Origin of the sequence: Streptomyces sp. NPDC005808, assembly GCF_042871385.1 — a bacterium.
Lineage (GTDB): Bacteria > Actinomycetota > Actinomycetes > Streptomycetales > Streptomycetaceae > Streptomyces.
On record NZ_JBIAIK010000011.1, the window covers coordinates 222778 to 235697 of the forward strand.

The window sequence follows — 12920 nt, forward strand, 5'->3', positions numbered from 1 at the left end:
GCGCTCCCCCCGCGCCGCCCGCGCCCCCCCCCCCCCCCCCCCCCCCCCCCCCCCCCCCCCCCCCCCCCCCCCCCCCCCCCCCACCCCTGTACAGCGCTGTAGGCGTCGCCGACGGTGAGTTCACCTCCGACGACCTGCACGGCTTCACGGTCCGCTTCGCCGCCCTCGCCGACGGCCTGGCCCTGCAACGGCTGCGGCAGGCACCTCCGTTGAGCACGCAGGACGTCAGACGCCATCTGAACCGGCTGGCCGAGACGGAGCTCCGTCCCCGCCCCTGACCAGAGGGGGCCCGAGGGAGTCGGTCAGCCGGCGTGGGCGGCGATCACCCGGGTGATCTCCCGCGTGATGCGCAGGATCCCCGGGGAGCGGACCGGACACGGCTTCGGCGTGGATGTGGTCGGCGCCAGGCAGAAGTGCAGATAGTCGTCCTCGCGGTGCAGCGCGGTGCGGTCGCGGTCCGGTTGGGTGCAGTACGCGGGGTTCTCGTGCTCGTAGGGGGTGCACGGGAGGTACTGGACCCAGGTGTTCCGTGCCGATGTCGGGCTCACGGTCTTCCCGGCGTCGGCGAGCAGTTCGCCGGTGGCCCGAGCCCGCTCCTCGTACAGGGCGTTGACGTCCCGGACCCGGTCGGGAGTGATCGGGTCGGGGCCCTGGAGCACCCAGACGATCTTGGGTGGCTGTGCGCCGCCCGCGTCGGTGATCTGCTCGGCCAGCCGCTTCAGGTCGGCTTCGTACCGCTCGAAATACGTCTTCCTCGACTTGTCGTACGTGATGCCGTCCATGCACGGCGTGTAGCCCCAGGAATTGCCCCAGAACTGCAGGACCACGAAGTCGGGCCGCAGGGAGCGCACCAGAGCGGCCGCCTTGTCGGCGGGCGGTACGAGGGACCTGTCCGCAGTGCCTTCCAGGTAGTCGCACAGGGTGGTGCCGGAGTACGGGGCACTCGTGTACCGCGCGTCCAGTTGGTCCCGTAGCAGATCGCCGAGAACCTTCTGGTTCTCCATGGCGAGAGAGTCCCCGAGGTAGAGCACCGTAGGAGCCTTCGCCGGAGCCTTCGCGACGGCGTCCGGCGCGTCGGGGGAGAGGGAGGCGGCGGGCCGCTGACGTGTCGTCGAGGTAGGGGTCGAAGAGGTCTCGGGCGTCGCGCGAGCGGGCGGTGAGGCCTCGGGGCCCGACGCCGGGTCGCCGCACGCGCCGAGCAGCAGCCCGGCCAGCAGCGCCCCCACGATCCAACGTCCGCGCATACGGCAACTCCCGCCCCGCCCACCGAAAGGGTCCCCAGGCAAGCACAGCCGGGCCCCAGGGGGAAGACACCCCGGTCACAACTCTTGGCGCGCTGGGTCGAGTTGGAGGGGAAGAGGGGAAGAGGAGACCGGGCGCGCCGCTGCCGGCTTCGAAGACCACCGTGCCCGCCCACGACCGTTCCCGAGAGAAGTCTCAACAGGTCCGCGAGCGGCAGCGGCTTCGCCAGGTGTGCGTCGAATCCGGCCGCCCCGGACTCACCGCGGTCGGAACCCCGGCTGAACCCGCAGACCGCGATGAGCCGCAGCCTGTCGCCGTGCGGGCGCGAGCGCACCTCGCGGGCGACCGTGTAGCCGTCGATGTCCGGCAGCCCGAGGTCGCACAGGACGACGTCGAATCCGCCAGACCTTCGGTGTACCTCACCAGGGTGTCATCGGGAGTGAGCGTGCGCGTGGCTTGTTCACAGCCGCCCACTCCGGAGCCCAGCGGCGGACCGACCGGCGGCCGCAGCAGCTCACCGGTGTCGTCAGCGGCGAAGACCACCAGGGGCCCCGGTCAGTGCCAAGGGGGCACGTCGTTCACCAGCACGGCAGCCCCGTCGAAGCAGCCGGCCTTGAGGTCCTGGAGAGCCTCCTGGGCGCGTGACAGCGGGTAGGTGTGCGTGGTCGCCCGTACGCCGTGGCGTGCCGCGAGCGCCAGGAACGCCCGCCCGTCCTCGCGGGTGTTCGAGGTGACGCTGCGCAGTTCCTTCTCGTAGAACAGCTCCCGCTCGTAGTCGAGGGGCGGGGTGTCGCTCAGATGGATCCCGGCGACGGAAAGGACCCCTCCCCGGTCCAGTGCCCGCAGGGCCACCGGGACCAGGTCGCCGACCGGCGCGAACAGGATCGCGCTGTCCAGCGGCTCGGGAGGCTCCTCGTACGCCCCGCGGGCCGACGCCGCCCCGAGGCCGAGCGCGAGCCGCCTGGCCGCCGGATCCCGCGTCAGTACGTGCACGGTGGCACCCTGCGCGAGCGCGAGCTGCGCGCACAGGTGGGCGCTGCCACCGAACCCGTACAGCCCGAGCCGCCCGCCCGGCGGCAGCGAGGCCCGCAGCAGCGCGCGGTAGCCGATGATGCCCGCGCACAGCAGCGGGGCAAGGGCGACATCGTCCACTTCGCCGGGAAGCCGGTACGCGAAATCAGCCGGGACGGTCGTGTACTCCGCGTAGCCGCCGTCGGCGTCCCAGCCCGTGTACGCGGACCCCGGACAGAGGTTCTCGGCGCCGCGCGTGCAGTACCCGCACGTGCCGTCCGTGTCGCGCAGCCAGGCGACGCCCACCCGGTCGCCGAGGGCGTACTCCCGCACACCCTCCCCGAGTGCCGCGACGACGCCGACGACCTCGTGCCCCGGCGTCACACCAGGCCTGTGCACGGGCAGGTCACCCTCGGCGACATGCAGGTCGGTGCGGCAGACCCCACAGGCACGGACATGGACGAGGAGTTCGCCGGCCCGCGGCACCGGCACCGGTTTCTCGACGAGACGCAGCGGCCCCTGTTCGATCGGCCCGGGCCGATGCACCTCCCACGCTCGCATCATGCCGCGCCCCGTCCCTCGACGACCGTCGTTGTCCGTCTTCCAGTTTCATGCGGAACGTCCCGTTCGGCGCGCGGCCCGGCCCACGGCTGACTAGCGTGAACCGTGGAACCAGACACCCAACCGGAGAAGGTCGACGTCATGGCCGTACAACCAGAGGGAACGCCCTGTTGGGCGGACGCGATGTTCAGCGATGTCGAGGGGGCCAAGAGTTTCTACGGTGACGTGCTCGGCTGGACGTTCGGCGAGTCGTCCAGCGAGTACGGCAACTACACGCAGGCGTACAAGGACGGCAAAGCGGTGGCCGCAGTCGTCCCGCCGATGCCGGGGGCGGAGGGCCAGTCCGCCTGGTGCCTCTACTTCGCCTCGCCCGACGCCGCCGCCGCCGCGCAGAAGATCCGAGACAACGGCGGCACGGTCCTCATGGAGCCGATGCAGGTCGGCGACTTCGGCACGATGGCCCTGGCCGCCGAACCCAGCGGCGCCGTCTTCGGCGTCTGGCAGGCAGGCGTCCACGAGGGCTTCGAGGCCACGTCCGTGCCCGGCGCCTACGCCTGGGCCGAGGTCTTCACCCGCGTACCCGAGAAGACCGACGCGTTCCTGCCCGCCGTCTTCCCGTTCACGGCGAAGCAGATGGACCACGACGATTTCGACTTCAGGGTCTTCAACGTCGGCGAGGACACCGTCCTGGGCCGGATGAGGATGACGGACGACTTCCCGCCCGAGGTCCCGTCGTACGTCAACGTCTACTTCGCCGTCGACGACTGCGACGCGGCGGTGGCGAAGGCGACCGGGCGCGGCGCCGTCCTGCGCTTCGGGCCGATGGGCAGCCCGTTCGGCCGGTTCGCGGCGCTGAGCGACCCGCAGGGCGCGTTGTTCTCCGTCATCGACCTCGACACGACCGAAGGCGACATGCCCAAGTTGACCGACGTGTCCTGAATCGGTCGCCCGCCGGGGCAACCGTGCGGACGTGGTTGATCGTCCTTTCCTGTGGCCGCCGCACCACCAGGTGACCGAACCCCCACAGGAATCGCGGGAGATCACATGCTCCGCATTCACTTCACGTCGCACGATCTGCAGAACATCCGGGTGGCCCGCCAGCCGGATCCGCTGTGGGAACTGGTCTGCAGCGTCTGCCGGTCGGAGACCGGGCAAGGACTGCTCGATTCGGTCACTGGCGCCGCGCGGCCCGCGACCGGCTCTCCACGGACCCGGTCGCGAGCCGCGCGCTGCGCCCGCTGCGGGCGCTGATTCCCGCAGCGGGCTACATCCCGGACTTCCTCACACCGTCGGTGACCGGCGGCGATCTGCCCGCCGGTCTCGCGAAGCTGCGGCGCACCCCGCGCACCCGGCTGGTGCGCGACCTTCTGGAAGGGCGCGGCCTGCTCCTCGTCCCCTCGTTCTTCTGCCGGCGTCGGCCCGTCGCACCCGCGGACCCCGCCCTCGATCTGGTGCTCGTCTACCCGGTGGAGAAGGCACCGCTCACCGTCGCGCGCGCCACGGACGACGGCGTCGAACGCCTGCTGGGCCGCACCCGCAGCGCCGTACTGGCCGAGGTGGCGGGCCGGCGTGCCCGGACCACCTCCGAGGTCGCCGCGGCCGTGGGTATCGCGCTGCCCAGCGCCAGCTACCAGATCGGCGTCCTGCGCGACGGGGGACTTGTGACCAGCCGCCGTGACGGCGAACACGTGCTGCACGCGGCCACCGCGCTGGGGCAGCAGCTGATCGGGGAGAGCGACGGCCTTCGACCCCGTACGGGAGCAGCCGTCCGGCCGTGACATCATCGGGGTCATGCCTGAACGCGTTGTGGCCGCCTGTGACGGAGCCTCGAAGGGGAACCCGGGACCCGCCGGATGGGCCTGGGTCGTGGCCGACGGGGACGAGATCCCCACCCGATGGGAGGCCGGCCCGCTGGGCACGGCGACGAACAATGTCGCCGAACTCACCGCACTGGAGCGCCTGTTGACGGCGATCGCGCCGGACGTTCCGCTGGAGATCCGGATGGACTCCCAGTACGCGATGAAGGCCGTCACCACGTGGCTGCCCGGCTGGAAGCGCAAGGGCTGGAAGACGGCCTCCGGAAAGCCCGTCGCCAACCAGGAGCTGGTCGCCCGTATCGACGAACTGCTCGCCGGCCGTTCCGTGGAGTTCCGTTACGTCCCCGCGCACCAGGTCGACGGCGACCGCCTCAACGACTTCGCGGACCGCGCGGCGAGCCAGGCGGCGATCCTCCAGGAGCCCGCGGGCAGCGACCTCGGTTCCGCGCAGCCGCCGGCCTCCCCCGACACCGTCCCGGCCGCAACCGCGCGCCGCCGTGCACCCGCGAAGACCGCTCGGCAGAGCGGCGGCCCGGCCCGGACGATCAAGGCAAAGTTCCCAGGCCGCTGCCTGTGCGGCCGCTCCTACGCGGCGGGTGAGCCCATCGCCAAGAACGGATCTGGCTGGGGACACCCCGAGTGCCGTACGACGGAGACGGCCGACGCGTAAGGCCTGTCCGACTGTCAGCCCGTGTCGGCCTGCCTGCCTGCCTGCTGGATCACATCGCGTCCGGCACGTTCGACCCGTGACGTGCCCTGTTACGCTTCGCAGTCAATTGACCGCTTTGTGTAACAAAGGGAGTGCGCGTGAAGATCGCGTGCGTCGGTGGCGGGCCGGCCGGCCTGTACTTCTCGATCCTGATGAAGCGTCAGGATCCGTCCCACGACATCACTGTCTACGAACGGAATCCGGCGGGGTCGACCTACGGCTGGGGGGTGACGTACTGGGCGGGCCTGCTCGACAAGCTTCGCGAGGGTGATCCCGAGTCCGCGCTCGCCGTCAGCGAGAACTCGGTCCGCTGGAGCGAGGGGATCGCCCAGGTGGGCGACTGCAGGACGGTGCACCAGGGCGACGAAGGCTTCGGCATCGGCCGCCGCCGGCTGCTCGACCTGCTCGCCGAACGGGCCGAATCCCTCGGCGTGCGCATCGAGTTCGAGCACGACGTGGCCGCCGACCGGCTGCCCGACGCCGATCTCGTCGTCGCGGGCGACGGAGTCAACAGCGCGCTGCGCGAGCGCCACGCCGATCACTTCGGCAGTGACGTCACGCTGGGACGCAACACCTACGTCTGGCTCGGCACCGCCAAGGTCTTCGACTCCTTCACCTTCTCCTTCGTGGAGACGGAGCACGGCTGGATCTGGTGCTACGCCTATCCGTTCAGTGGGGAGCACAGCACCTGTGTCGTCGAGTGTTCCCCCGAGACCTGGGCCGGCCTCGGGCTCGACACGGCGAACGAAGGCGACGGCCTGGCCCTCCTCGAGAAGCTCTTCGCCGACCTCCTGGAAGGGCACGGGCTGATCGGCCGGGCGCAGAGCGACGGCAGCGCGCAGTGGCTGAACTTCCGCACGCTGACCAACCGGACCTGGCGCCGCGGCAATCTGGTCCTGATCGGCGACGCGGCCCACACCACGCACTACTCGATCGGCGCGGGCACCACCCTCGCGCTGGAGGACGCCCTCTCGCTCGCGGGGGCGCTGCGCGAGATCCCGGACCTGGACGCCGCCCTCGCCCACTACGAGCGGGAACGCAAGGCCGCGCTTCTGTCGATCCAGAGCGCGGCCCGCCACAGCGCCCAGTGGTACGAGAACCTCCCGCGCTACATCCACCTCCCGCCGGCGCAGATGTTCGCCCTGCTCGGCCAGCGTCACTCGCCGCTGCTGCCGTACATCCCGCCGCAGGTGTACTACCGGATCGACCGTGCGGCCGGACAACTCGAGGCGCTGCGCCGGTTCAAGCGCTGGCTGGGGCCGCGGCTGGCGCGCACGGTGCAGGCGGCTCGTTCCCGCCGGTAACCGGTCGCCAAGATCCTTCTTGGGTGAATAGCGATTCACCGGCTAAGGTGAATCGCTATTCACCCATTTTCATTGGTCTTCTGGAGTACCTGTGGCAGCCCTGCGTGAGCGACTGACGGTCCCGGTGCTGGCGTTCGGCGGGATCCTCATGGCAGTCACACAGACGGTGGTCGTGCCGCTGCTGCCGGACCTGCCGCGGCTGACGGGCTCCTCGGCGGGCACGGTCTCCTGGATGGTGACGGCGACCCTGCTGTCCGGAGCGGTGCTCACTCCCGTGCTGGGCCGGGCGGGAGACATGTACGGCAAGAGGCGCGTCCTCCTGATGGCCCTCGCGCTCATGACGCTCGGCTCGCTCGTGTGCGCCCTCACGTCCGACATCGCCATACTGATCGCGGCCCGGGCGCTCCAGGGCGCGGCCGCCGCCGTCATTCCCCTGTCGATCAGCATCCTGCGGGACGAACTGCCTCCGGAGCGCACGGGTTCAGCCGTGGCGATGATGAGTTCCACCCTGGGCATCGGCGCCGCCCTCGGCCTGCCGCTCGCCGCGCTGATCGTCCAGTACGCCAACTGGCACGTCATGTTCTGGGTGACCACCGCGCTCAGCGCCACCGGCCTCGCGCTCGCCAGGTGGGCGGTGCGGGAGTCACCCGTCCGCGAGCCCGGCCGCTTCGACACGCTGGGCGCGCTGGGCCTTGCCGCGGGCCTGGTCTGTCTGCTCCTTGGCGTGTCGCAGGGCGGGCAGTGGGGCTGGAGCAGTCCCTCGATCCTGGGCCTGTTCGCCGCGTGCGCCGCCATCCTGGCCCTCTGGTCGATGCAGCAGCGGCGCGCCGAACGCCCCCTGGTCGACCTGAAGCTGGCCACCCGCCCGCGGGTCGCGCTGCCGCACCTGACCGCGCTCCTGACCGGCTTCTCCTTCTACGCCAACACTCTGGTCACGGCGCAGCTCGTGCAGGCGCCCGAGGCCACCGGCTACGGGCTCGGCCTGTCGATCGTGGCGACCGGCTTGTGCCTGTTGCCCAGCGGGGTGACCATGCTGCTCCTCTCGCCCGTCTCGGCGCGCATCTCGACGTCCCGGGGCCCGCGCGTGACGCTGGCCGTCGGCGCCGCGATCATCGCCTGCGGATATGTCGTACGCATCGCGGACAGCCGCGACCTCGGGGTGATCATCCTGGGCGCCACGGTCGTGTCGATCGGAACGACCTTCGCCTACTCGGCCCTGCCCACCCTCATCATCCGTGCCGTCCCCGCCGGTCAGACCGCGTCCGCCAACGGCGTCAACGTCCTGATGCGGACCGTCGGCCAGGCCGTGTGCAGTGCCGCCGTCGCCGCCGTACTCGTCCACCACACCAGCCTTGTCGGCGGTGCCTCCATACCCACGCTGCACGGCTATCTGCTGGCCTTCGCGATGGCGGGTACGGTCGCCCTGGTGGCGTGTGCCGTCGCGCTCGCCATACCCGCCGACCCCGCCTCCCGTGACGCCGTACCGGCCGGCGACCGTACCGAAGCGACCCACGACGAGGCACTCGAAGGAGCCTGACCACCGTGACCACCCCGCCCTCCGGTCTCGCGGCACCCGCCACCGCTCCGTCGCGCCGCGACGCCGAGGAGACGAAGGCGGCCATCCTCCGCGCGGCCCGCCATCTGCTGGCCCGCCGCGCCCACGCGGACATCACGCTCAAGGCGGTCGCCGAGCGGGCGGGAGTGAGCCCGCCGCTGATCCTGAAGTACTTCGGAAACAAGGACGCCCTCTTCGCGCGCGTCATCTCCTTCGAGTCCGATGCCGACGACCTGCTGGACGCGCCGCTGGAGGACCTCGGCCGGCACATGGTCCGCCATCTGCTCATCGGCCAGACCGAGCGCGGCGCCGACCCCGTCCTGCGCATCGTGTTCGCCCCGCTCCAGGGCGAGCAGGGCGACATACTGCGCGCCAACTTCCGCACCCAGGTCAGTGGCCGGCTGGCCGAACGCCTCGGCGGCCCCGACGCCGGCCTGCGCGCCGAACTCGCCGTCAGCACACTGCTCGGCCTCGGCGTCATGTACGGCATCGCCCGCGGCACCAGCCTGCGCGCGACCGCGATCGAGGACATCGTCGAGCGGTACGGCCCGACGGTGCAGTCACACATCACCCGGCCCGTGTGAGGTACCGCCGGCTCAGTTCACCCCGTGCGGGCGGAGCTGGACGCTGATCCGCGGCCCCGCCGCCCGCGCCGACTTGGGGACGGCGTGCTCCCAGGTGCGCTGGCAGGAGCCGCCCATCACGATCAGGTCGCCGTGTCCGAGGGGGCGCCGCACCGTGTCCCCTCCGTGGCGCGGACGCAGCACCAGATCGCGCGGCGCGCCCACGGAGAGGATGGCGACCATGGTGTCCTGATGAGCACCCCGCCCGATCCGGTCCCCGTGCCAGGCCACGCTGTCACGGCCGTCCCGGTAGTAGCAGAGCCCGGCCGTGGTGAACGGCTCACGGAGCTCGGCGGCGTAGTGCGCGGACAGTGCCTCCCGCGCTTCGCCGAGGATCGGATGCGGCAGCGGATCGTCGGCACCGTAATACGCGAGCAGTCTCGGTACGTCCACCACGTGCTCGTACATCTGCCGTCGCTCGGCCCGCCACGGCACATCGTCGACGAGCCGCTCGAACAGGGCGTCGGCCCCGGCCAGCCACCCGGGCAGCAGGTCGATCCAGGCGCCGTGGCCGAGCACGGTCCGGCGCATCCCGGACAGCGGGGTGAGGCGCAGTTCGTCGGTCTGGTCGAAGAGCGAGGCCTGGAGGTGCGTGGACATGAAACCCAGCGTACTCCGGAATCGAATATATGTTCCATGGGTGGGTGTGGTGTTGTGGGCCGGGAGTTCGCGGCTACTCCCGGTGTTCGTCCCAGGAGGCTGCCAGGTCACAGGCGGGTCGCCGATGCGGACGGGCGGTAACGGACGGCATAGGGGTGCCTCGCCACAAGGGCGGGGCACCCTTCGCCGGTCCTTGCCTCAGTGTTGCTGAGCCTTCTGCGGTGTCACCTCGCTGGGCCGTACGACGACATACCCCTCGCCCTCCAGCTTGAGCTGCACGGCCTCACCGGAGCCGCCGCGGATCATCGAGCCGATCGACTGCGAACGGTGCAGCGAGGTGTGCAGATGGGCGGTCCAGCCGACGATCGCGTCCGTGTCGACGAACACCGGCTGCTGCGGCGAGACCGGGATGACGAGCGGACTTCCCTCGCAGACCAGGCCGAGCTTGCCGTGGCCGGTGAAGACGCTGTTGAAGAGCCCGCCACCCGAGATACCCGCGCCCTTAACGGTCTTTATCTCGTACGACACCGTGGCGTCGAAGCACAGCACATTGCGCCCGTTCACGGTGAACAGGTCGCCTGGCTCGATGTCGACGATGAAGCAGTTCTGCGCCTCGTGCGCGAACCAGGCCTCGCCCTGGCCGCGGACGGTCATCAAGGGGAGCCCCTCGCCGGTGACAGCTCGTTTGAGCATGCCGCCGACACCCTGTCCCTTGCGCTCGAACTGCAGATTCCCCCGGTAGGCGATCATCGCCCCCTGGCGCGCGAGCATGTCGCCGTTGACGGCGTACTTGATCGACTTGGCGTTCTGGATGGTCATGCCCGGAGCGGAGGCGGGCTGCACCATGTGGTCACTGGAAAAGAGATCACCCTTCATGCGGGCATCTTGGCCCGGAGAGGGCCGTTCCGCCAGGATCCCGGCGATCCGGAAAGACCTGAGAGGCCGGCCCTGGTCAACCGGACCGGCCCCGAGCGGGTGCTGTCAGGCCGCGCTGGGCGTGCCGACCTGGCCGAAGAGGCGGGTGATGACCTCGGTGAGCTGGCCGGCGACCTCGGCGTCGTCGACCGGGTGGGTCTCGGCGAAGCGGGTCACGGAGCCCGGGATGGACAGCTTGACGTCCTCCAGGACGGTGCCGCCGGCGATGCCCACGGCCTTGCGGGCCTCGTCCTGCGCCCACACGCCGCCGAACTGGCCGTACGCGGTGCCGACCACGACGGTCGGCTTGCCGGCGAGGGCGCCGGCGCCGTAGGGGCGGGACAGCCAGTCGATGGCGTTCTTCAGTACGGCCGGAATGGTGCCGTTGTACTCCGGCGAGAAGAGGAGGAACGCGTCGGCGCGGGCGGCGGCCTCACGCAGACGGACGGCGGCGGCGGGCGCGGAGCCCGCGACGTCGATGTCCTCGTTGTAGAAGGGGATCTCGGACAGGCCCTCGAAAAGCTCCACCTCCGCGCCCTCGGGCGCGAGCTTGACGGCCGCCTCGGCGAGCTGGCGGTTGTGGGAGCCGGCGCGAAGGCTGCCGACGAGGGCGAGGATGTGTACGGACATGAATGACTCCCGAAGCTGAAACATTGCTGCAATAAAGCGGACCGAGGTCCGTTTAAAGGTGTATCACTGAAGCGGACCGCAGTCCAGTTGTCCTGGTGTGCCGTTACGCTGGCTTCATGTCCACCCCGCTGCCGCCCTTCCCGAAAAGACAGGAACCGACCGACGAGGCGGTCCTGATGGAGCTCGCACCCCAGGGCGACGCGCCGCAACTGCGTGCCGACGCCGCGCGCAACCGCGCGCGTCTGCTGGAGGCGGCCACTCGGCTGGTGGAGGAGCGCGGGGTGGCCAATGTGACGATGGAGGCCGTCGCCTGCGCGGCATCGGTGGGCAAGGGAACCGTCTTCCGGCGGTTCGGCGACCGCACCGGCCTGTTGATGGCGCTCCTCGATCACACCGAACAGCGGTTCCAGACCGGCTTCATCAGCGGCCCGCCCCCGCTGGGCCCGGGCGCCTCGCCGGCGGAGCGCCTGCACGCCTTCGGCTGCGCCGTCCTGCGTCAGACGTCCGACCAGCTCGACCTGTACCTGGCCGCCGAGCCGGACGCCGGACGCCGCTTCAGCTCGGCCCCGTACCGCGTCCGCCTCATGCACGTGGCCATGCTGCTCCGCCAGGCCGTCCCGGCCGCGGACACCGAACTCCTCGCGCAGACACTCATGGGGTATCTGGAACCCGCACTGATCAACCACCTGTCCCGCCAGCGCGGTATGTCCCTCGCACGTCTGGAGTCCGGCTGGCACGATCTTGTGAACCGGAGCACCTGCTCGGTCTGATGGCGGTACCCGGCGGCGCGGGAGGACAATACGGTCATGGCGCATCGCCTCGGTGACGTGAGCGGGCCTGCCCGGCTGGCCGGTGCCGGTGAGGAGATCAGCCCGCAGGAGCTGGCCCTCGCCGCCCGCAACCATGGGCTTCCGCTGGAGGCCCTACGGTACGACGTGACCCCTCCGGGGCTGCACTATGTGCTCACGCACTACGACATCCCGTACATCGAAGGGTCCTCGTGGCGCCTGGAGCTGGGGGGCCGGGTGCGGCAGCCGCTGGTACTGGGAATGGACGAGCTGAAGTCGTATCCCGCGGTTACCGCGCGGGTGACCATGGAGTGCGCGGGCAATGGCCGGGCCCTGCTGACGCCACGGCCGGTGAGCCAGCCGTGGCTGGTCGAGGCGGTCGGGACGGCGGAGTGGACCGGAGTGCCGTTGCGGGTGCTGCTCGCCGAGGCCGGCGTCGGGACCGAGGCGGTGGACGTGGTGTTCACCGGCGCCGACCATGGCGTCGAGCGAGGCGTCGAGCAGGACTATCAGCGTGCGCTTCCGCTGGACGTGGCCACCGGAGGTGAGCCCGAGGTTCTGGTGGCCTACGAGATGAACGGTGCCCCGCTGCCTCCGCAGCACGGGCATCCACTGCGACTGGTGGTACCCGGCTGGTACGGCATGGCCCACGTGAAGTGGCTCCGCGACATCACGGTGAACGACACACCCTTCACGGGCTTCCAGCAGGACGTGGCCTACCGGCTCCGGCAGGACATCGGCGACGAGGGCGAACCGGTCACCCGGATCGCTCCGCGCGCCCTGCTGGTCCCGCCCGGCTTCCCGGACTTCATGTCCAGGGCGCGGGTGGTCCGGCCCGGTCCGGTGGCGTTGGAGGGACGGGCCTGGTCCGGGCGCGCGCCGGTCGCCCGGGTCGAGGTGAGCACGGACGACGGACACAGCTGGCACGAGGCGGACTTGGACCCGGTGCACAAGCACCGGTGGGCGTGGCGAACCTGGCGCTTCGACTGGACGGCTGCGCCCGGCAGCCACGTACTCGGCGCGCGGGCCACCGATGCAAAGGGGTACACGCAGCCGCTCGATCAGCCATGGAACCTGGGAGGCTTCGCGAACAACCTTGTCCAGCGGGTTCCCGTGCTCTGCGCGGAACCTGACTGAACGCCCGTAGGAGCGGCCGGAGTCGCAC

13 protein-coding genes and 1 pseudogene are annotated in these 12920 nt (G+C 70.8%); 8 read left to right on the forward strand and 6 right to left on the reverse strand.

Annotated features, from left to right (window positions below; all coding sequences use genetic code 11):
• Positions 1 to 302: 302 nt before the first annotated feature.
• From ACFYPC_RS24635 to ACFYPC_RS24645, 3 genes and pseudogenes are all read right to left on the reverse strand, one after another.
• Positions 303 to 1244 (reverse strand): SGNH/GDSL hydrolase family protein, encoded by a 942-nt coding sequence (locus tag ACFYPC_RS24635; protein WP_388679971.1) that lies wholly within the window; start codon positions 1242 to 1244, stop codon positions 303 to 305.
• A 248-nt stretch (positions 1245 to 1492) separates the two neighbouring features.
• A pseudogene (locus ACFYPC_RS24640) lies at positions 1493 to 1627 on the reverse strand (hypothetical protein); the annotation flags it as partial.
• Positions 1628 to 1797: 170 nt separating this feature from the next.
• On the reverse strand, positions 1798 to 2814 hold the full coding sequence (locus tag ACFYPC_RS24645; RefSeq protein WP_388680088.1) for a zinc-binding alcohol dehydrogenase family protein: 1017 nt from the start codon (positions 2812 to 2814) through the stop codon (positions 1798 to 1800).
• Between the two features lie 141 nt (positions 2815 to 2955).
• Between ACFYPC_RS24645 and ACFYPC_RS24650 the strand changes: the two genes are divergently transcribed.
• The 6 genes from ACFYPC_RS24650 to ACFYPC_RS24675 all read left to right on the forward strand — a co-directional run bounded on the left by ACFYPC_RS24650 (position 2956) and on the right by ACFYPC_RS24675 (position 8783).
• A complete protein-coding gene (locus ACFYPC_RS24650; RefSeq protein ID WP_388679974.1) occupies positions 2956 to 3753 on the forward strand; it encodes a VOC family protein in 798 nt (265 codons plus the stop codon).
• A 173-nt stretch (positions 3754 to 3926) separates the two neighbouring features.
• A complete protein-coding gene (locus tag ACFYPC_RS24655) occupies positions 3927 to 4592 on the forward strand; it encodes an ArsR/SmtB family transcription factor (protein ID WP_388679977.1) in 666 nt (221 codons plus the stop codon).
• Position 4593: 1 nt separating this feature from the next.
• Positions 4594 to 5301 carry a ribonuclease H gene (locus ACFYPC_RS24660; protein ID WP_388680091.1) on the forward strand — a complete coding sequence of 236 codons (708 nt, stop codon included), beginning with the start codon at positions 4594 to 4596 and terminating at the stop codon, positions 5299 to 5301.
• Positions 5302 to 5438: 137 nt separating this feature from the next.
• Positions 5439 to 6644, forward strand: a complete 1206-nt coding sequence (locus ACFYPC_RS24665) for an FAD-dependent monooxygenase (protein ID WP_388679980.1) — start codon at positions 5439 to 5441, stop codon at positions 6642 to 6644.
• 91 nt (positions 6645 to 6735) lie between these two features.
• Positions 6736 to 8181: an MFS transporter gene (locus ACFYPC_RS24670; protein ID WP_388679983.1), complete on the forward strand. Its 1446-nt coding sequence runs from the start codon at positions 6736 to 6738 to the stop codon at positions 8179 to 8181.
• Positions 8178 to 8783: a TetR family transcriptional regulator gene (locus tag ACFYPC_RS24675; protein WP_388680094.1), complete on the forward strand. Its 606-nt coding sequence runs from the start codon at positions 8178 to 8180 to the stop codon at positions 8781 to 8783. Before ACFYPC_RS24670 ends, ACFYPC_RS24675 begins: the two co-directional genes overlap by 4 nt.
• 12 nt (positions 8784 to 8795) lie before the next feature.
• Here the strand turns inward: ACFYPC_RS24675 and ACFYPC_RS24680 are convergent, their stop codons facing one another.
• The 3 genes from ACFYPC_RS24680 to ACFYPC_RS24690 all read right to left on the reverse strand — a co-directional run bounded on the left by ACFYPC_RS24680 (position 8796) and on the right by ACFYPC_RS24690 (position 10967).
• A complete protein-coding gene (locus ACFYPC_RS24680; protein ID WP_388679985.1) occupies positions 8796 to 9422 on the reverse strand; it encodes an alpha-ketoglutarate-dependent dioxygenase AlkB in 627 nt (208 codons plus the stop codon).
• 198 nt (positions 9423 to 9620) lie between these two features.
• A complete protein-coding gene (locus ACFYPC_RS24685; RefSeq protein WP_388679987.1) occupies positions 9621 to 10298 on the reverse strand; it encodes an AIM24 family protein in 678 nt (225 codons plus the stop codon).
• A 105-nt stretch (positions 10299 to 10403) separates the two neighbouring features.
• Positions 10404 to 10967, reverse strand: a complete 564-nt coding sequence (locus ACFYPC_RS24690) for an NADPH-dependent FMN reductase (RefSeq protein ID WP_388679990.1) — start codon at positions 10965 to 10967, stop codon at positions 10404 to 10406.
• A gap of 116 nt (positions 10968 to 11083) precedes the next feature.
• Between ACFYPC_RS24690 and ACFYPC_RS24695 the strand changes: the two genes are divergently transcribed.
• Together ACFYPC_RS24695 and ACFYPC_RS24700 are read left to right on the forward strand one after the other, a co-directional pair.
• Positions 11084 to 11737 (forward strand): TetR/AcrR family transcriptional regulator, encoded by a 654-nt coding sequence (locus tag ACFYPC_RS24695; RefSeq protein WP_388679992.1) that lies wholly within the window; start codon positions 11084 to 11086, stop codon positions 11735 to 11737.
• 36 nt (positions 11738 to 11773) lie between these two features.
• Positions 11774 to 12892 (forward strand): sulfite oxidase, encoded by a 1119-nt coding sequence (locus ACFYPC_RS24700; RefSeq protein ID WP_388679994.1) that lies wholly within the window; start codon positions 11774 to 11776, stop codon positions 12890 to 12892.
• Positions 12893 to 12920: the final 28 nt, after the last annotated feature.